The 18,485-nt window shown below is 74.2% G+C and carries 19 protein-coding genes; 13 read left to right on the forward strand and 6 right to left on the reverse strand.

Annotated features, from left to right (window positions below):
• Positions 1 to 73 precede the first annotated feature (73 nt).
• The gene (locus tag OG332_RS12955) at positions 74 to 826 is read right to left on the reverse strand and encodes a VIT1/CCC1 transporter family protein (protein ID WP_442816149.1); all 753 of its coding nucleotides are present in this window, start codon (positions 824 to 826) and stop codon (positions 74 to 76) included.
• 89 nt (positions 827 to 915) lie between these two features.
• Between OG332_RS12955 and OG332_RS12960 the strand changes: the two genes are divergently transcribed.
• Positions 916 to 2,001, forward strand: a complete 1,086-nt coding sequence (locus OG332_RS12960) for a PP2C family protein-serine/threonine phosphatase (RefSeq protein WP_327413602.1) — start codon at positions 916 to 918, stop codon at positions 1,999 to 2,001.
• Positions 2,002 to 2,015: 14 nt separating this feature from the next.
• On the opposite strand, the gene OG332_RS12965 is transcribed toward OG332_RS12960, so the two are convergent.
• Positions 2,016 to 2,267 carry a hypothetical protein gene (locus tag OG332_RS12965; protein WP_327413603.1) on the reverse strand — a complete coding sequence of 84 codons (252 nt, stop codon included), beginning with the start codon at positions 2,265 to 2,267 and terminating at the stop codon, positions 2,016 to 2,018.
• 107 nt (positions 2,268 to 2,374) lie between these two features.
• On the opposite strand from OG332_RS12965, the gene OG332_RS12970 reads away from it, so the two are divergent.
• Positions 2,375 to 2,746 carry an ArsC/Spx/MgsR family protein gene (locus OG332_RS12970; RefSeq protein WP_327413604.1) on the forward strand — a complete coding sequence of 124 codons (372 nt, stop codon included), beginning with the start codon at positions 2,375 to 2,377 and terminating at the stop codon, positions 2,744 to 2,746.
• Here OG332_RS12970 and OG332_RS12975 read toward each other — a convergent pair.
• Positions 2,743 to 3,417, reverse strand: a complete 675-nt coding sequence (locus tag OG332_RS12975; RefSeq protein ID WP_327413605.1) for an alpha/beta fold hydrolase — start codon at positions 3,415 to 3,417, stop codon at positions 2,743 to 2,745. The genes OG332_RS12970 and OG332_RS12975 overlap by 4 nt on opposite strands.
• A gap of 240 nt (positions 3,418 to 3,657) precedes the next feature.
• Here OG332_RS12975 and OG332_RS12980 point away from each other — a divergent pair, with 240 nt between their 5' ends.
• Both OG332_RS12980 and OG332_RS12985 read left to right on the forward strand, forming a co-directional pair.
• Positions 3,658 to 4,164, forward strand: coding sequence for a MarR family winged helix-turn-helix transcriptional regulator (locus OG332_RS12980; protein ID WP_327413606.1), 507 nt, complete (start codon positions 3,658 to 3,660; stop codon positions 4,162 to 4,164).
• Between the two features lie 47 nt (positions 4,165 to 4,211).
• Positions 4,212 to 4,745 carry a hypothetical protein gene (locus tag OG332_RS12985; RefSeq protein WP_327413607.1) on the forward strand — a complete coding sequence of 178 codons (534 nt, stop codon included), beginning with the start codon at positions 4,212 to 4,214 and terminating at the stop codon, positions 4,743 to 4,745.
• Between the two features lie 13 nt (positions 4,746 to 4,758).
• On the opposite strand, the gene OG332_RS12990 is transcribed toward OG332_RS12985, so the two are convergent.
• A complete protein-coding gene (locus OG332_RS12990) occupies positions 4,759 to 5,676 on the reverse strand; it encodes a Gfo/Idh/MocA family protein (RefSeq protein WP_327419207.1) in 918 nt (305 codons plus the stop codon).
• Between the two features lie 212 nt (positions 5,677 to 5,888).
• On the opposite strand from OG332_RS12990, the gene glnII reads away from it, so the two are divergent.
• On the forward strand, positions 5,889 to 6,908 hold the full coding sequence (gene glnII / locus OG332_RS12995) for a glutamine synthetase (protein ID WP_327413608.1): 1,020 nt from the start codon (positions 5,889 to 5,891) through the stop codon (positions 6,906 to 6,908).
• 585 nt (positions 6,909 to 7,493) lie between these two features.
• Positions 7,494 to 8,087: a winged helix-turn-helix domain-containing protein gene (locus OG332_RS13000; protein ID WP_327413609.1), complete on the forward strand. Its 594-nt coding sequence runs from the start codon at positions 7,494 to 7,496 to the stop codon at positions 8,085 to 8,087.
• An 86-nt stretch (positions 8,088 to 8,173) separates the two neighbouring features.
• On the opposite strand, the gene OG332_RS13005 is transcribed toward OG332_RS13000, so the two are convergent.
• Together OG332_RS13005 and OG332_RS13010 are read right to left on the reverse strand one after the other, a co-directional pair.
• Positions 8,174 to 9,661: a PepSY-associated TM helix domain-containing protein gene (locus tag OG332_RS13005; RefSeq protein ID WP_327413610.1), complete on the reverse strand. Its 1,488-nt coding sequence runs from the start codon at positions 9,659 to 9,661 to the stop codon at positions 8,174 to 8,176.
• A 79-nt stretch (positions 9,662 to 9,740) separates the two neighbouring features.
• Complete coding sequence (locus OG332_RS13010; protein ID WP_327413611.1) at positions 9,741 to 10,613, reverse strand: hypothetical protein; 873 nt, start codon at positions 10,611 to 10,613, stop codon at positions 9,741 to 9,743.
• Between the two features lie 68 nt (positions 10,614 to 10,681).
• On the opposite strand from OG332_RS13010, the gene OG332_RS13015 reads away from it, so the two are divergent.
• The 7 genes from OG332_RS13015 (at position 10,682) to OG332_RS13045 (ending at position 18,485) form a co-directional block, all read left to right on the forward strand.
• On the forward strand, positions 10,682 to 11,269 hold the full coding sequence (locus OG332_RS13015; protein WP_327413612.1) for a rhomboid-like protein: 588 nt from the start codon (positions 10,682 to 10,684) through the stop codon (positions 11,267 to 11,269).
• A 34-nt stretch (positions 11,270 to 11,303) separates the two neighbouring features.
• Entirely contained in the window at positions 11,304 to 12,101 is a 798-nt protein-coding gene (locus tag OG332_RS13020; RefSeq protein ID WP_327413613.1) for a tyrosine-protein phosphatase, read from the forward strand.
• Between the two features lie 108 nt (positions 12,102 to 12,209).
• Complete coding sequence (locus OG332_RS13025) at positions 12,210 to 14,141, forward strand: hypothetical protein (protein ID WP_442816150.1); 1,932 nt, start codon at positions 12,210 to 12,212, stop codon at positions 14,139 to 14,141.
• Between the two features lie 186 nt (positions 14,142 to 14,327).
• Positions 14,328 to 15,728, forward strand: coding sequence for a hypothetical protein (locus tag OG332_RS13030; RefSeq protein ID WP_327413614.1), 1,401 nt, complete (start codon positions 14,328 to 14,330; stop codon positions 15,726 to 15,728).
• Positions 15,729 to 15,805: 77 nt separating this feature from the next.
• The gene (locus OG332_RS13035) at positions 15,806 to 16,702 is read left to right on the forward strand and encodes a metal-dependent hydrolase (RefSeq protein ID WP_327413615.1); all 897 of its coding nucleotides are present in this window, start codon (positions 15,806 to 15,808) and stop codon (positions 16,700 to 16,702) included.
• Positions 16,699 to 17,745 (forward strand): PDR/VanB family oxidoreductase, encoded by a 1,047-nt coding sequence (locus OG332_RS13040; RefSeq protein ID WP_327413616.1) that lies wholly within the window; start codon positions 16,699 to 16,701, stop codon positions 17,743 to 17,745. Before OG332_RS13035 ends, OG332_RS13040 begins: the two co-directional genes overlap by 4 nt.
• Before the next feature lie 23 nt (positions 17,746 to 17,768).
• The gene (locus OG332_RS13045) at positions 17,769 to 18,485 is read left to right on the forward strand and encodes a TetR/AcrR family transcriptional regulator (RefSeq protein ID WP_327413617.1); all 717 of its coding nucleotides are present in this window, start codon (positions 17,769 to 17,771) and stop codon (positions 18,483 to 18,485) included.

Genomic DNA, 18,485 nt, shown 5'->3' on the forward strand with positions numbered 1-18,485 from the left:
AGGCGTGGGGGTCCCCCCGGACGGAGTCTGGGGGAGGGTCCAGGGCAGCGCCCCGGGGCCGGCGGAGCCCGGTTCAGACGGTGCCGAGCCAGGTGCCCACCGCGTAGGTGACGGCCATCGCCAGCGCGCCCCCGGCCACGTTGCGCAGGACGGCCCGCGGCACCGGTGCCGCGCCCAGCCGCGCGCTGAGCACCCCGCACAGGGTGAGCGCGGCGAGAACGGCCGCCACCGTCACCGGCACCCGCGCGGACGGCCCCGGCAGGACGATCGCCAGCAGCGGCAGCACCGCCCCCACCGTGAAGGCGACGAGGCTGGCGAAGGCCGCGTGCCAGGGATTGGCCAGCTCGTCGGGGTTGATCCCCAGCTCCACCCGGGCATGCGCCCGCAACGCGTCGCGCCGCGTCAGCTGCTCGGCCGCCTCCCGCGCCACTCTCCGGCTCAGCCCCCGCGCGGCGAGCAGCTCGGTGAGTTCGTCGAGCTCCGCCTCCGGCTCCTCGGCCAGTTCCCGCCGTTCCAGGTCCAGCGCGGCCCGTTCCGAATCCCGCTGCGAGCTGACGGAGACGTACTCCCCCGCCGCCATCGACAGCGAGCCGGCCAGCAGCCCGGCGACGCCCGCCGTCAGGATCGCGGAGCGGGAGGTGGTGGCCCCGGCCACGCCGACGACCAGGCCCGCGGTGGAGATGATCCCGTCGTTGGCGCCGAGCACTCCCGCGCGCAGCCAGTTGAGCCGCGTGCTGATCTCCGCGCTCTGCGCGCCGTCGCCCGTGCCGTGTGCCTCGATGTGCGCCCGGCTGGGCGCCTTCCCCGAGCCCTCGTCTGCCGTCACGCCACCACTTTCCCGGCTGGGGCCGTACGAGGCCACCCGGCGGGCCGGTCCGGGGTGCGCGGGTCCGTCCCGCGTACCAGGGTGGAAGGGTGAAACGCGGACGCGAGGAGCCGGGCTGGCTGCGCGGGGAGCCGCCGCCGCGCTGGGCCCGCATCGCTCCCGTGGTGGCCTTGGTGGTGCTCGTCCTCGCGCAGGTGCTCACCCCGGGCGATGTGGAGCTCGGGTTCTTCCTGGCGGCTCTGCCACCGGTGGCCGCCTTCGCCTACGGGGCGCTCGGGACGGCGATCTTCGCCGCCATCGTCCTGCTGCTGCTGGGTGTGCACCAGCTCGGCGTCGCCCATGCCCGGGGGACGGACCTGGCCACGGTGGCCGTCGTCTGCGTGCTGAGCGTAGTGATCGCCCTGGTCCGGCAGCGCCGGGACGCACAGCTGGTCAGCGTGCGGACGGTGGCGGAGGCGGCCCAGCTGGCGGTCCTCCCGCCGGTACCGGAACGGGTGGGCCGGGTGTGCTGCTCGGGCCTCTACCGGGCGGCGCAGCGCGGCACCCTGGTCGGCGGCGACCTGTACGACGTACGGGCCGGGCCGCACGGTGTGCGGGCGCTGGTCGGGGACGTGCAGGGACACGGCCTGGCGGCGGTGGCCACCGTGGCGGCGCTGCTCGGGGCCTTCCGCGAGGGCGTGATCGACGACGCCGGGCTGGCGGCGGTCGCGGGCCGGCTGGACCGGCGGCTGGTGGCGGACGCCAGGGCCGCTTCCGTCGAGCACCCGGAGCTGTTCGCGACGGCGGTGCTGCTGGAGTTCCCGCCCGGGCTGGACCTCGTGAGGATCGTGTCGTGCGGGCATCCGCCCGCCCTGCGGCTGCGCGGGGCGGCGGTGGAGGAACTGGCGGTGGAGCCGGGCCCGCCGCTGGGCCTGGGGTTCGCGGGGCCGACGCCGGCGACGGTGGCGGAGCTGCCGCTGCGGCCCGGGGACCAGCTGCTGCTGCACACCGACGGCGTGACGGAGGCCCGGGACGCGGCGGGGCACTTCTACCCGCTGGCCGCCCGGGTGCCCGTACTGGCACGGGACCCGGGGGGCCTGGTCCGGGCGGTGTGGCGGGACCTCGCGGCCTTCACGGACGGCGGTCCGCGCGACGACGTGGCCCTGCTGCTGCTCTCCCTGGACGGACCGGGATGACCCGGCAGCCCGGCCTACGACTCCTTGATGAACGCGCGCACCATCTTGCAGGTGACGTTGGACGGCCGGTGGATCCCCGTCCGGACGGCCATCGTCCGGATCTTCCGGTTGGTGGCGCGACGAGGGTCGTACGTCCCCGAGTCGAGCAGGGATATCGCCAGCCGCATGGCCTTCAGGCGGCGGTTGTGGCTCTCGTACCACTCGCGGGGCAGGCCCGCCGGCAGCGGCTTCTTCCTGACGGGCTGGACGGTGGTGGCAGTGGCCATCTACAGCCTCCCAAACGGTAGTTGGCTTCCTGTCGTTCTCCCTCGATTTTACCGGGGACCACTGACAAAAGCCCCTGGCCAGACAGGCCCTGGATAGGGTTGGCGGCATGGAGATCTGGATCAATCCCGCCTGTTCCAAGTGCCGCAGCGCACTGACCCTGCTGGACGCGGAGGGCGCCGACTACACCGTGCGCCGGTACCTGGAGGACGTGCCCTCCGAGGAGGAGATCCGTGAGGTTCTCGGCCGGCTCGGGCTGGAGCCGTGGGACATCACGCGCACCTCGGACCCGCTGGCCGAGGAGACCGGCGTGCGGGAGCTGCCGCGCGAGGAGACCGAGGCGGCGCGCGGGCTGTGGATCGCCCACCTGGCAGCGCACCCGAAGCTGATCCAGCGCCCCGTCATCACCGCCGAGGACGGCACGGCCGTGGTCGCCCGCTCCGAGGACGCGGTCCGCGAGGCCCTCTCCCGCAAGGCCTAGCTGTATTGCCCCGCGAGCCGGCGGGCGATCTCCCCGGCCGCCGTCAGCGGCAGCGCGTGGTGCGCGACTGCGGGCAGTACGTCGACGCGCGCGCCCGGCAGCGCCCGGCGGGCGGCCCGGGCCGCGCGGCCCGCGTCGTGGCAGCGGGCGTGCTCCGCGAACAGGACGTCGACCTGCACGCCCGGCGGTTCCGCGAGCGCGCCCAGGTCCGGGCGCGGCCCGGCGACCGGGCGTACGGCGGGAAAGTCGGCGGTCTCGTCCTGCAGCCGCAGCCAGGCCGGGTCGAGGGCGGCCCCGCGGGTCTCCCAGCCGAGGAAGGAGCGGATCCGCTCCGGGGTGGGCCGCACCAGTACGGGCAGCGCGCGCAGTACGTACCCGGGGCGCAGCCCGGCGAAGACCCGGGTCGGGTCGAGCAGCACGAGGCGACCGAGCCGGGCCGCGCGCGCGGCGGCGTAGTGGGCGGCGATCCACGCCCCGTACGAGTGCCCGCCGAGCGCGACCGGCCCGTGCGGGCCGAGCCCGTCCAGGACCGCGTCGAGCCAGCCGACCAGGTCCGCGACGGACCGGAGCGCCGCCCCGGCGCCGGGACGCTGAGCCCGGGGTCGCCCACCAGGTCCACGGCGTGCATCCGGTGCGTGCGGGCCGCCCCGGCGGCGGCGCAGGCGCCCCACACGGTGGAGGTGGACCCGCCGCCGGGCAGCAGCACCAGCGGCGGGGCGCCGGCCGGTCCGCAGCTGTTGACGCGGGTGACCCCGTACGGGGTGGGCAGGTCGACGGTCTCGACGGGCCCGGGCCACTGGCCGAGCACCTCGTCGTAGGCGGCGCGGAAGGAGGAGGTCCGGGACATGACTGGCTCCGATGTCTCGCTGGGCGATAATCTCGCTCAGCGAGAGATCTTAGGCGGAGGCGATGTGGACGACAACCAGGAACCCGGCACCCGGGAGCCCGACAACCTGCAGCTGGTGCACCTCCTGCGGGCGGTGACCGTCGAGTTCGGCCTGCGCCAGGCGGAGTTCGCCGCCCGCAACGGCATGCACGCCACCGACGTGCGGGCTCTGATCTGCCTGCTCGACGCGGCCCGCGCGGACGAACCGGCCACGGCCGGCCTGCTCGGCGCCCGGCTCGGTCTCAACTCGGCGGGCACCACCTCCGTGATCGACCGGCTGGAGCGGCTCGGCCACGTGGCCCGGATCCGCGACGAGCGCGACCGGCGGCGGATCCTGCTGCGCGTGGAGCCGGCCGCGATCCGCCTGGGCCGGGAGTTCTTCGGCCCCCTGATCGACGGCGTGCTCCAGGTGCTCGACTCCTTCGAACCCGCCGAACGGGACACCGTACGCCGCTTCCTGACGGCCACCCACGCCGTGTTCGCGGGGACGGGCGCGACGGCCTTCATCTCGCCCCCACCTCGCACCTCGTAGGGTGGCCTCCGTACCAAAGAGGGACGAAGCACACCAAAGGACCTGTCGTGAACGAGCAGCAGCAGCCGCAGACCAGCCCCGGCGTACCTCCGGTCGCGCCGCGACGGCGGGGCGCCGACTGGATGTTCGGCGGGGTCTACGGAACGGTCCTGGCCAGCGGGCTGCTGGCCGCGCTGGACCAGAAGGGCGGGGACTTCACCCCGTTCTACGACGCCAGCTGGGTGCTCGTCACGGCCGCCACCGCCGCGCTCGCACACGGCTACGCACACCACATGGCCTCCCACCAGCAGGACTCCGCCTCGCACCGGTGGCGGCTGCTGGTCCTGGCGCTGTGGCACGAGTGGCCGATGATCGCGGCCACCCTCCCCACGGTCCTGCTGCTGGTCGTCTCGGGGATCGTCGACTGGGACTCGTACGGGGTGACCGCCGTCGGGCTCGGCCTGAACACCGCGCTGCTGTTCGCGTGGGGTTCGGTCGTGGCGCTCCGCGTGGGCTACCGGATGACCTCCGCCCTGCTGATCGGCCTGGCGGACGCCACCATCGGCCTGGCCATCATCGTGGCGAACGCGGTCATCAAGTAGCGCGGCCCTCACGTCACCCGGGGAGCTGCGCCTCCGCCTCCGCGAGGATCTCCGTCAGCCGGGCCCCGAACTCCGCTCCGCGCGGATCCGGCACGCCGGTGCGGGCCGCGGTGAGGAGCGCGTCCAGGGCGCGGCCGTAGGCGCCCGGTACGTCGCTCCAGCCGGGCAGCTCGTACACGCCCTCGGTGCCGCGCAGTTCCAGGCCCACTCCGGCGGCGGCGCGCGGCGCGCCCAGGCTGAGGACGGCGGTGCTGGCCGCACCGGAGGCGTGCCGCAGTGCCAGTTGGACCACGTCGGAGGGGCCGCGGGTGGCGCTGATCCCGGTGACGTCGCCGAGGACCGCGATCAGCACGGAGAGGGCGTGCGGGCCGACGTCCCACAGCCCGCCCTTGGTCTTGCGCCAGGGCGAGTCGGCGTACGCGCTGGGCGTGCCGTCGGGCGGGAAGACGGCACCGAGCCAGTGCGCGGCCGCGGTGAACCAGCCGGAGCGTCCGGCCTGTTCCGCGACCCAGCCGGCGGTGGGCTCGGCGAAGCGCAGGGTGAGGAAGACGACGGAGGCGACCCCGTGGCGGGCGGCCGCGTCGACGACGGCCCGGGCGTCCCGGGCCGTCGTCGCGACGGGCTTGTCGAGCAGCAGGTGGCAGCCGGCGGCGGCCGCGCGCACGGCGAGCGGGGCCTGGACGTCGGGCGGCAGGGCGAAGGCCACGGCGTCACACTCGGCGAACAGCTCGTCGGGGTCTTCGTACACCTTCACGTCGTACGCGCGGGCCAGCTCGGCCGCGGCTTCGGGCCGGCGGCCCCACACTCCGGCGAAGTCGGAGCCGGGGTGCGCGGCGAGGGCGGGCGCGTGGGTGCGGTGGGCCCAGGGGCCCGTACCCAGTAGTCCGACCCGCGGTCGGGGGTCTCCGGCAGGGTTCAAATCAGACGAAATGCTCACGCGTTCAGTCTGCCCCACCCGGACGGGCACTCCGCCACCAACCCGCTCGCGCCCCGCACAGCCCACCCGACCTGCGGCGTAAACCTCGGTAACACGGGGTTCACACACGGGCAACGGAGGGGAAATCGCGGGCGGGCACGCTGCGGTCATCACCGCAGCGATGAAGCAGCGACCAGCAGCACCCGCAGAGTCTGAGGATGGGGCCCGTGAGCTACAAGGCTGAGTACATCTGGATCGACGGCACCGAGCCGACGGCGAAGCTTCGCTCCAAGACGAAGATCCTGGCGGACGGCGACGCGCTGCCGGTCTGGGGCTTCGACGGATCGAGCACCAACCAGGCCGAGGGCCACGCCTCCGACCGCGTGCTCAACCCGGTGTTCTCCTGCCCGGACCCGATCCGCGGCGGGGACAACCTCCTCGTACTGTGCGAGGTCCTGAACATCGACATGACCCCGCACGAGTCGAACACCCGCGCGCTGCTGCGTCCGATCGCCGAGAAGTTCGCCGCTCAGGAGCCGATCTTCGGCATCGAGCAGGAGTACACGTTCTTCGACGGCACCCGCCCGCTCGGTTTCCCGGTCAACGGCTTCCCGGCGGCGCAGGGCGGCTACTACTGCGGCGTCGGCTCGGACGAGATCTTCGGCCGCGACATCGTCGAGAAGCACCTGGACCACTGCCTCGCGGCGGGCCTGAGCATCTCCGGCATCAACGCCGAGGTCATGCCCGGCCAGTGGGAGTTCCAGGTCGGCCCCGTCGGCCCGCTGGAGGTCTCCGACCAGCTGTGGATCGCGCGCTGGCTGCTCTACCGCACCGCCGAGGACTTCAACGTCTCCGCGACGCTGAACCCGAAGCCGGTCAAGGGCGACTGGAACGGCGCGGGCGCGCACACCAACTTCTCCACGAAGGCGATGCGCGAGGACTACCGCGCGATCATCTCCGCCTGCGAGGCACTGGGCGAGGGCAGCAAGCCGCTCGACCACGTGAAGAACTACGGCGCCGGCATCGACGAGCGCCTGACGGGCCTGCACGAGACCGCCCCGTGGAACGAGTACAGCTACGGCGTCTCGGACCGCGGCGCCTCGGTCCGCATCCCGTGGCAGGTGGAGAAGGACGGCAAGGGCTACATCGAGGACCGCCGCCCGAACGCGAACGTGGACCCGTACGTCGTGACCCGCCTCATCACGGACACCTGCTGCACCGGCCTGGAGAAGGACGGCCTGGTCTGACCGTCCGGTCACCCGAGCCCACCCCCGACGCCCGCCGAGCCCCCACAGGCCCGGCGGGCGTTGTCGGTGCCGCGTGCCACGGTGTGCTCATGCCGGCGATCAGGATCCAGACGGAACGCGGCGAGTCCTGCGAGCGGCCCGCGCTCGGCACGTTGTCCCCACGTTCTGCCCACGTTCTGCCCACGTTCTGCCCACGATGCGATACGGATGGTCGAGCTGGACTGGCGGAAGCGGCCGGGCGGTTGGTGGATTGTCCCGGTTTGGATGGCACTTGGGGCGGGATGTGAGATTCCGATCCATGATATGAGACGTAGCCTGCCCCGGCGGGAGGACATCTGCTTGAATGGGGCCATGGCCAGCCATTCGCACACCTCGTCAGGTCGCAGCGACCTCGAGCCGTTCTGGCCCTCCCGTCAGGATCACGACTACGACCGGGAGTGTTGCCGCGCGAAGAACGCGCCGGCCCTCTAAAGCCTCCGGGATCTCCTACCGACCTTCCCCCAGGCCTTCGGTCTGCGCGGTGCGACATCGATGACGTACGTACGTCTCCCTGCCGACCACTCCGCGTGAAAGAGCTGACCACTCATGGCGAACACCCGTTCCCTCACCTCCGCCCCCGCTGCGACCGCCTCCCTGACCTATCCGCCTCATCCGCGCCACCGGCTGCGTTCCGTGGACCGGGACGAGGCGGCCCGGGTCGTGGACCTGCTCCCGCCCGGGGCCACCTGGCTGCCCGCGCCGCAGCACACCCTCCCGACGCTCCCGGGGCAGCCGCCGATGGTCGGCTACCTGGTGCTCGTACCGGCCGACCAGCAGCCGCCGATCGGCTTCGCCCCGCACACCGTGGCCGCCCCGCTCGCGCCCGCCCCGGCCCCGACCGCGACGGCCCTGGCGGGCGACGCCCTGGTCCGCATCGACTCGGCGCGGCGCACCGCCGAGGTCGACGGCCGGGTGCTCGACCTGACGTACCTGGAGTTCGAGCTGCTGGCCCATCTGGTGCAGCACCCGCACCGGGTGCACAGCCGGGACCGGCTGGTCACCACGGTCTGGGGCTACGGGCACGTCGGCGACGGCCGGACCGTGGACGTCCACATCGCCCGTCTGCGCCGCAAGCTGGGCGCGGCCCACCGCGGTGCGATCCAGACGGTGCGCCGGGTGGGCTACAAGTACGCCCCCTGACCGGCCGGTCGACCGTACGCGGCGGGCCCGTACTCCCGGGTGGAGTACGGGCCCGCGCGCGTCGGACGGTCAGCTGCCGAGGCGGCTCAGGCGGCCGAGGCGGCTCGGGCGGCGGCCTTGGCGCGCAGGCCCGCGACGAAGCCCAGCAGGACGTCGACCACGAGGAAGACGGCCAGGCTGATCCCGAGCAGCGGGATGAACCAGCCGACCACGCCCGTCACCGCGGCCAGCGGCAGCAGCGTGGTCACCGGCAGCTTCCGCCAGGCGCCGCGCGGCTGCGCCCGGCCCACGGACAGCTTGCGGTCCTTCGTCGGCCGGCGCAGCCACCACATGCGGTAGCCCCAGAAGACGAGGAACATCACGGCGACGGCGAGCGCGGCCAGCACGATCTGGTTGGCGAGCCCGAAGGTCTGGCCCATGTGCAGGTCGATGCCGAAGCGGGTCATCTTGGCGAGCAGGGGGTAGTCGGCGAAGCGCAGTTCGTCCATGATCCGGCCGTCCGCGGGGTCGACCGCGACCGCGTCGAGGTGCACCGGCACCTGCTTGTCCTGCTCCTTGATCACGTACCCCTTGCCCTTGGCGGGCAGGGTCACGCGGATCGCCTCGGTGACTCCGGCGTCCCGGGCGGCGTCCACGGCCCGGTCGAGGCCGACGTCGGCCGTGGGCGCATGGGCGGGCATCTGCGTGCCCTCGGGCATGGTGTGGCCCGCGTGTTCGTCGGCGCCGCCGGACTCCGCCCCCGGCTTCAGCTTGGCGGAGACGGCCGGCGTGGCCCCGCCGAGACTGTCCTGGAGCTGCCCGATGTTCTCGCCGACGCACTTCGACCAGGTCAGGCCGGTGGCGGAGAGGACGACGAGCCCGGCGACGGACCACAGGCCGACGGCCCCGTGCCAGGACAGGGTGCGGCGGCGGCCGGTGGCCTTGCGGTCCGGGAGGACGATCCCCCAGCTACCGCTGGGAGGTGCCCCCAGCGACTTCCGCTTGCGGCGGCGGCCGATCCACAGGGCGAGGCCGCCGAGCGCGACCACCCACATCCAGCTCGCGGCGAGTTCGCTGTAGTTCCGGCCGAACTCCCCGAGCTGGAGGCTGGAGTGGAACTCGCTCAGCCAGGCGCGCAGGGGCAGCGCGTCACCGACGGTTTCGATCTGCCCGCGGACCTCGGCCGTATACGGATCGACGAACACGGTGAGGGTCCCGCCCTCCGGGAGCCCCTCGCTCTCCATGATCACCCGGGTGGTGGCCTCGGCGTCGGGGGCCGGCCACACGGACACGACCGAGCCCTCGGGGGCGGCGACCTTGGCCGCCTCGACCTGGGCGCTGAGCGGCAGGACGCTCTCGCCGACGCGGGCGACGGTCAGCTCGTCGGAGTAGACGATCTTCTCGGCCTGCCAGGAGGCCGCGTAGAGCAGGCCGGTGGCGGAGGCGAGGAACAGCAGGGGGGCGATGAGCAGGCCCGCGTAGAAGTGCATGCGCAGGAGCAGCGGCCGCAGGGCGGCCCGGCCGCCGCGGCTCTTGGGTATGCCGGATGGGTCGGCGTCCGGGGTCCGGACGTCCTGAACCTCGTCAAGAGACATGGTGGTTCCTCGGTGTCGGCGAAGGCATGGGGACATCGGCCCCAGGTCTCGCCACCCCTCTCGCCGAGGGAGCGCCGGTTCAGGCGCGGGCAGGACGGCCGGGGGCCGTGAAGCGGGGGACCGGGCCGGATCCGGGCGGCCCGCGGCGCACCACGGCGTGGGCGTGCACGGCCCCGCGCAGGCGGCGCGGCCGCTCGCAGGGTGCGGGGAAGGCGGGCGGGGCCGGTACGGCGGCCGCCCGCGCCCGCACCAGGGCGAGTGCGCGGGCGAGCGGTCGGGCCGCGTGCAGTGCGGCGGCGCCCAGGACCCGGGCCAGCCGGAAGACGGCGGCCTCGCCGCGCGCCAGCCAGGCGGCGCAGAGCAGTCCGGCGAGCAGGTGCGCGGCGATCATCCCGACGCCGCCGTCGGCGGCCATCCAGGCCATGTCGGCCATGCCCGCCAGATCGGCCGTCCCGGCCGCATCGGCCATCCCGGCCGGGTCCGGCATCCCGGCGACATCGGCCATCCCGGCCCCGTCCGGCATCCCGGCGACATCGGCCGTCCGAGCCGCGTCCGCAACCCCGGCGGCATCGGCCGTCCCGGCCGCGTGGGCCATGCCCGCCACATCAGCCGGGTCCCCCGCACCGGGGATGCCGGCCGCGGGCATGTGGTGGTGGTGCCCCTCCGCCGCCGCGGGGGCGGCGGCGACGTGCACCGCGGCCCGGCTCCCCGAGAAGACGAGGTGCAGCACCCCCTGGACGGCGAGCACGGCCGCGGTGATCCCCACGGGCCCCCGCCGCCGCCCGGCGGCGAGGCAGGCGAGCCCGCCGGTCACGGCGAAAGCGCTCAGAAGACCGACCAGGGGGATATCCGTACCGGACATGTACGAATGCCCCACCGCACCCAAAGCCACGCACATCGCCGCGAATATTGCGGCCCGCGTGGCGCGCAGGGGCGCGGATTCCTCAGACATGGCCGGGACATGTTCGCACGGGGCGGCCCGGTGGCGCCCGCCAGAGGGCGGTATCCGATCATGGAAGCGTGAAGGCAATTCCACTGGGAGCGGTGTACGCCGGCGGAGTCCAGCTCGGGGCGTACGCCCTGGAGCGGATGGGGGCGGCGGAGCGGGATCGGCTGCTGCGCAACTGCTCGACGAACGTCGACAACCTCGCCGCCGGGCGCTGGGAGACGCTGCTGAGCAGCGCCGTCGTCGTCGAGGAGCCGATGCCCCTGCCCTACGCCCTGCTGCTCGTCGCGGTCCTCGGGTACGCCGAGTACGCGTACGGCGCCTGGTGGACGGCCGCGGTGTTCCTGTTCGGGCACGCCACGGCGACCCTCCTCGTGTACGGCGCCCTGCGCAGGACGGCCGATCCGGGAACCCGGCGCGCCCTGGACGTGGGGACGAGTTACGGCTTCAACGCCGTGCTCGGCGCACTGACCTCGGCCCTGCCGCGCGGAGCGGTCCGCACCGCCGCCCGGGCCGGCCTGCTCGCGCTCGCCGCGGCGCCCGTACTGAAGCGCGGGCGGACCTTCACCGACGCCGGACACCTGGCGGCGCTCGGGATCGGCATCGGGGTCTCACTGGCCCTCGATTGTCTTTCCGGTGCGAAACATCAGAAAATTGCCTGAATCGCCGCATGACCGTACCGCTGGAGCCGCCACGATGACCGTCACTCCCTCCACCACCGTCGCCAACCTCCGCGACCTGGGTGGCACCCCGCTCCCCGGCGGCCGCACCGTCCGCCCGGGCCTGGTGCTGCGCTCCGGCCAGCTCGACCGGCTCGACCTCGACGCCGATCCGGTGGTGGCCGCGCTGGGCGTGCGGACCGTCATCGACTTCCGCACGGACGCAGAGCGCGCCGACCACCCCGACCGGATACCCGGCGGGGCCCGGCTGCTGATCGGCGACGTCCTCGCGGACAAGCTGAGGGAGGCCGGCAAGAAGCCCGCCGCGTCGCAGCTCAAGCACCTGCTGTCCGACCCGGCGGTGGCCGAGGAGCACCTGGGCGGGGGCAAGGCCCAGGCCCTGTTCGCCGACACCTACCGGTCCTTCGTGAACTCCGTCTCCGCGCAGGCCGCGTACCGCATGCTGCTCACCGAGGCAGCCGACCCCACGGCCGGCCCGCTGCTCTTCCACTGCACGGCCGGCAAGGACCGGACCGGCTGGGGCGCGACGGTCATCCTGGCGCTGCTCGGCGCGGACGACGAGACCCTGATGGCCGAGTACCTCTCCGTCAACCCCGCGGTCAAGCAGGCCTTCGCCCCGATGATCGAGGGTTTCACCGCGGCCGGCGGCGACCCGGACATCGCGCTCGCCCTGATCGGCGTCTTCCCCTCCTACCTGGAGGCGGCGCTGGACGAGATGGAGACGCGCTACGGCTCCATGGAGAAGTACGTCCGCGAGGGACTCGGCGTCCCCGACGAGACCGTCGACGCACTGCGCGCCCGCCTGGTGGCCTGACCCCGTAGCCGGGTCGCCCGCCCTGCGGCCCGACCCGGCACCCCCGCGGAGGGGGCGAGAGGCCCTCCGGACGGGTGACCATCCGACGATTCGCTCGTTCTGCTGAACGTGACTGCGCCGGATACCGCCAACCGCCCCCTGCCTCCCGTGCCGCCGGACGTCGAGCAGGCCGAAGCCGCCATCGTCGAGCACTATCCGCGGCTGGTGCGGCTCGCCTATCTGGTGCTGCCGCCCGCCCTCGGCCGCAACCGGCGGGTGCTCACCGCCCACTCGCTTGTCCAGCGGGCGCTGCCGCGCGGGCGGCGGGACTCGGCGGCGGCCGCGGCGGCCGTACAGGGCGGGGTTCCGGGCCAGCGGGCCGGGGCGGCCGACTCCGGTTACGCCTACGTCCGGCTGCGCGTGCTGCGCGCCGCCCTGGAGGCGGGGATCGCGCTGACCTTCCGGGCGCTGCCCCGGCGCGCGCAGCTCCCGCCGCTGCTCCCCCAGGTCTGGGGGCTGCGGCTGTTCCCCCGTTCGGGCGGGGCCGAGGAACTCGCCCTCGACCAGTGGCTGGCCACCCTCGACGGGCCCGGCCGGGCCGCCTGCGTGCTGCGGGCCCTGGAGCGGCTGCCCGAGCCGGAGGTGCTCCGGGTGCTCGACGAGGCCGGGGTGCCGGATCCGGCCGCCGCCGTCGCCGAGTCCGGGGATCCGGCGAACGACGCCCTGTTCGCCTCCCCCGAGTTCGACCCGTGCGTGCTCCAGGCCCGTCCCACCGACCTGCTGCGGCGGCGCCGGCTCGGCCGGGCCGCGCTGGCCGCCGCGGCCGCCCTCGCCGTGTGCGGGGCGCTGCTCGCGCTGCCCGGCGGGGGCTGGGGCTCGGACGGGGCCGCCGCCCCGCTCTACTCCCGCAACGCCGCGGCCGAGCAGGCCCTGGATCCCGGGAAGCTGGTCCGGGCCGCGCCCGCGCTGTGGCGCACGTCCTCCCGTACGGACTTCTCCACCTGGCCCGCCCGCGGGGACCGCGCCGACGACACCGCCCTGCTGCGCCGGGCGCTGGCGGCCTGGGCCCGGCCCGGCTCCTCCGTGGTCGTCTCGGCCACGCCGGGGACGCCCGCCGGACCGCCGATGGGGCCGGCGCAGCTGCTGTTCGCGGGCGCCGTCGACCAGGCCGTCGTGGTCCTGTTCCACGACGGCCTGCGGGTGGTCCGCTACGCCGAACCGCGCACGGGGACCGCCGGCGCCGCCCTCGACTTCGCCCGGACCGACGGCGCCTCGGCCGACACCGCGACCGCGCTGGTGCTCAGCCGGGTCGACGGCAACGTCCGCTACCTCACCGCCCCCTGGGTCACCGGCGCCGCCCTGCGGGACCTGCTCAAGCCCGGCGGCCCGGCGGCGGTGCTGAAGCCGGCCCCGGACGGGGTGACCCCGCCGGTCGCGAGCCCGGCCCCGGCGGGCAGCTGTACGAGCTGGAACGCCCTGTCCCTGACCGGTGACGGCGCCACCCGGCTGATCACCGACCTCGGCGAACTGACCCCGGCCCGGCTGACGTCGGGCGCGCCGGGCGCCGAGCGGGACGTGACGGAGGCCGCGGAACTCGGGGACTGGTCGAAGATCGCCTGTCTGCTGCCCTCGGTCCGCTCGCACGGGGTCCGTACGGTCAACGCCTGGACGTACGCGAAGCAGCCGCTGCCGGAGGGCGACGGTACGGCGACCTGGCTCTGCACCCGGGCCGAGACCTGGCAGGGCGCGGCGGACCGGGTGCAGGTGCAGTTCCTGGCCCCGGGCTCGGCGATGGCGGCGCAGGCGGCCAAGTCCGAGGGGTCCGCGGCGTGCGGGCTGCGGGAGCCTCGGGTGCTGGCGGGCGTGCTGTGGAAGTCGCGGGCGGGCCAGTGGTACGTCCTGGCGGCGGGCAGTGCACAGTTCGCCTCGCTGTCGGTGTCGGGCGGTGGGGTGAGCGGGACGGCGAACGGCAGCCGGCTGGCGGTCAAGGCTCCGGCCGGCGCGCAGGTGGACCTGTCGGGCAGGCTGACGGACGGGACGAAGGCGGGGACGCTGCGTTAGGCGGGGACCGCACCAGGAGGAGGCGGCGGGCCGGGCTGCAGAGGCGGGTGAAGATTCAACGACCAAGCCCGGCCGAGGAGTTGGCGGGATCCGGACATGACGGTCGTAGCGCGCACATGGCATGATCGGATTCCGGTTACCGCTCGGTAATCCCCCACACCCCTCACCCGCCTGAAGGTCAACCACGTGCGCATGCTCGCCCGACGCCTCCTGCTCCCCGGCCTGACCGCCCTCGCGCTCGCCGCCACCGGCTGCTCCTCGACACCCCACACCGGCGCCGCCGAACCGGCCGCCCCCGCCCCCCTCACCCCGTCGGCCGACGGCGCGTCCCAGCAGCTCGACGTGGCCGCGGCGCCACAGGGCTCGCCCACACCCGCGGCCGTGTCCCGGGCAGACGGCAAGGGCAAGACCGAGAAGTCCTCGCTGAAGGTCGCCTCCTACGACAGCAAGAGCGGACGGGCCGTCATATCCACGGCCCCCGAGGGGCCCACCCGCGCGCCGTCCACGGGCAAGTCCCCCGAGGCCGCCAAGCCCGTCGCGGCGGGCGACGTCATCGCCAGCGCCCCGGCACCGGGCGCACCCAACGGCCTGCTCGCCAAGGTCACCGAGGTCGTCGGCAAGACCGACCGGGGCACCGAGGTCAAGACCGCCGCCACGACGCTGAACTCCGTCCTGGGCGACGACAAGGCCGACGGCAAGGTCCCCGTCGACCCGGCATCGGTCACCGTCGAGCCCCTGATGAAGGGCGTCACCTTCTCCTGGGCCAAGAGCCAGGGCCTGAAGTTCGGCCCCGAGGGCGCGAAGCTCCCGCTCGGGAACCTGCGGCTCGACGTCGACGCCTCCGTCGACACCGCCCCGGACGCGCCCGCCTCGGCCGGCGCCTCGGTGACCGGCTTCGTCCAGCTCGCCCCCCAGGTCGAGTTCTCGTACGACGGCACCCCGGGCGGCGGCGCCGGCCCGCGCGGCGCCTTCCTCGGGATGAGCGGCGACTGGTCCTCGCAGTGGAAGCTCCAGGGCCGCGCCGCCGCGAGCACCGGAACCCCCAAGCGGATCCCCTTCGCGAAGCTGCACAGCTCTCCGGTCATCCAGGTCGGCCCGGTTCCGGTCGTCGTCAACCTCGACCTGACCTGCTACATCCAGGTGGAGGCCGACGGCCGCGTGACCCTCGACGTCCAGCAGGACGTCAAGGGCGACTTCAAGGTCGGCGGCAGCTACGCCTCCGGCAAGGGCTGGACGCCGGTCAGCACGTCGAACGTCCAGAGCACGCCGGTCCAGGCGACCGTCACCGCCACCGGGCGCGTCAAGGGCGCGCTCGGCGCCGAGGCGTCCGTCGGCCTCTACGGCGCCGTCGGCGTCACCGCCGACTTCGCCCCCTACCTGCGCGGCGAGGCCGACGCCAAGGCGACCGCGTCCGGCGACGGCAAGACCTCCCTCAACGGCGCCTGGGCGCTGTACGGCGGATTCGACCTGAGCGGGCAGCTCCACCTCCAGCTGTCCCTGTTCGGCACGCCCGTGTTCGAGCGCAAGATCCCGCTGGGCGCCCTGAACCGCGAGTGGGCGCTCGCGAGCGGAAGCACCGGGCGGTAGCCGCGCGGCGGCGGGCGGGCGCGAGAAGTCGGCGCAGGGGGCTTCTCACCCCCTGTACCCATCAGTACATTGACATCATGTCTAATACGCCGCTCGCGCCCGCCCCCGTGGCGTCGGAACACGTGGACCTGAGGCCCCGGAACGTGTCCTTCGGCTGGGAGGACACCCCGCTCCACTGGCTTCCCGGCGAACCCTTCGCCGGGCACATGATCAATGTGCTGCACCTGCTGCTCCCCGCGGGGGAGCGCTGGTTCGTGCACGTCTACAAGCAGGTCCTCCCCCACATCAAGGACGAGCGACTGCGGGCGGACGTGGTCGGCTTCATCGGCCAGGAGGCCATGCACGCCGCCGCGCACGACGACGTGCTCCCCCACCTGAAGAGGCTCGGGCTGGACCCCACCCCGTACACCGCGCAGGTGGACTGGCTGTTCGAGAAGCTGCTCGGCGACCGGACCCTCCCGCCGGGCAGGGCCCGGCACTGGTGGCTGATGGAACGGGTCGCGATGATCGCGGCGATCGAGCACTACACGGCGTTCCTCGGCGACTGGGTGCTGAACGCCGACGCCCTGGACCGGCGGGGCGCCGACCCCACCATGCTCGACCTGCTGCGCTGGCACGGGGCGGAGGAGGTCGAGCACCGCTCGGTGGCCTTCGACCTCTTCATGCACGTCGACGGCAACTACCGCCGCCGGGCCCGGACCTGGGCCACCGCCTTCACGGCCCTGGTCTTCCTGTGGCAGCGCGGCGTGCGCTTCTTCATGGAGAACGACCCGCAACTGGTGGCCTCCAAGGCCTCCTTCGGCCAGTTCTTCCGGGCGGGGCAGCAGGGAGTCCTGCCGTCCACCGGCGCCATGCTGAAGTCCATACCGAAGTACCTCTCCCGCACGTACCACCCCTCCCAGGAGGGCTCGACGGCCCAGGCGGTGGCCTACCTCGCCGCCTCCCCCGGTGCGAACGGCGGTGCGCGGGCATGAAGCGCGCCCTCGCGGTCACGGCGGTGGCCGGTGCGGCCTGGGTGACCAGGCGCGCCCTGAACCGCCGCATCGGGAAGTCCCCGCTCTGGCCCCTGCCCGCCCTGGAGACACCGGTCTCGGGCCACTCCCCGCGCCGTGCGCTGCGCGCACTGATCGTCTCCCGTACGGAGCCGGCCGAGGGCGTGCTGCACCTGGCACTGGAATCCCCGGACCTCCCGGCGTGGACCCCGGGCGCGCACGTGGACGTCACCCTGCCCTCGGGCCTGGTCCGCCAGTACTCCCTGTGCGGCGACCCGGCGGACGGCGGCAGGTACACGATCGCGATCCGGCTGGTCGAGGACGGCCGCGGCGGCTCCCGCGAGGCGCACGACCAGCTGGTCGAGGGCGCCGAGCTGGAGCTGCGCCCGCCGCGCAACCGCTTCGAGCTGGTCCCGGCGCCCTCGTACGTCTTCGTCGCGGGCGGCATCGGCATCACCCCGATCCTGCCGATGCTCCGGGCCGCCACGGCGGCGGGCGCCGACTGGACCCTCCTGTACGGGGGCCGCTCCCTCGACTCGATGCCCTTCCTGGACGACCTCGCGACCTACGGCGACCGGGTCACGGTCCATCCCGAAGACGAGGTGGGCCTGCCCGACCTGACCCCGCTCGCCGCGGCGCCGCCCGGCACCCTGGTCTACTGCTGCGGGCCGGAACCCCTGATGCTGGCCGTCACGGCGGCGGCCCCGGACACGGCGGCGGTCCGCCTGGAACGCTTCTCTCCGGCGGCGGAGCCCGGCCCGGCGCAGCCGTTCACCGTCGAACTCCACCGCTCGGGACGGGTCGTCGAGGTCGCGGCGGACGAGACCACCCTGGCCGCGGTGCGCCGGGAGCTGCCCGCCACCCCGTACTCCTGCGAGCAGGGTTTCTGCGGGACCTGCCAACACCGCGTCCTGTCGGGCGCGGTGGACCACCGCGACGAGCTGCTCACGGACCGGGAGCGGGCGGACTCGATGCTGTTGTGCGTCTCGCGCGCCAAGGGGGACCGCCTCGTCCTGGACCTGTGAACGCTCCCCAGTAGGGTGTCCGCATGACAACCGGGGTGCGACGCAGGATGGGTGTCGAGGAGCGGCGGCAACAGCTGATCGGGGTGGCCCTGGAGCTGTTCAGCCACCGCTCGCCCGACGATGTGTCGATCGACGAGATCGCGGCGGCCGCGGGGATATCCCGGCCGCTCGTCTACCACTACTTTCCCGGCAAGCTGAGCCTGTACGAGGCCGCGCTGCGCCGGGCGGCCGACGAGCTGGCACTGCGGTTCGTGGAGCCCCGGGAGGGGCCGCTCGGGGCGCGGCTGCTGCGGGTGATGGGGCGGTTCTTCGCCTTCGTCGACGACCACGGGCCGGGTTTCTCGGCGCTGATGCGGGGCGGTCCGGCGGCCGGCAGCAGCCGGGCCAACGCGATGATCGACGAGGTCCGGCAGGCGGCGTACGAGCAGATCCTCACGCACCTGGGCATCGGGCTGGAGGATCCCCCGGCGCGGCTGGAGCTCGTGGTGCGGTCCTGGGTGTCGCTCGCCGAGTCCACGGCCCTCATCTGGCTGGACGGGCGCAGGATCCCGCGGGGCGAGCTGGAACTGCAGCTGGTGCACGACTTCGCCGCGCTGGCCGCGGTGAGCGCCGCCTACGACGCGGAGATGGCGGGGATCCTCGTACGGATCCTGGCCGACGAGCCGGCCGACGGACCGTTCGGGGAGCTGGTCGGGCGCCTCGGCGCGCTCGTCCCGGGCGAGGTGCCGCAGCCGCGGTGA

The sequence above is a fragment of the Streptomyces sp. NBC_01233 genome (assembly GCF_035989305.1).
Classification (GTDB): Bacteria; Actinomycetota; Actinomycetes; order Streptomycetales; family Streptomycetaceae; genus Streptomyces.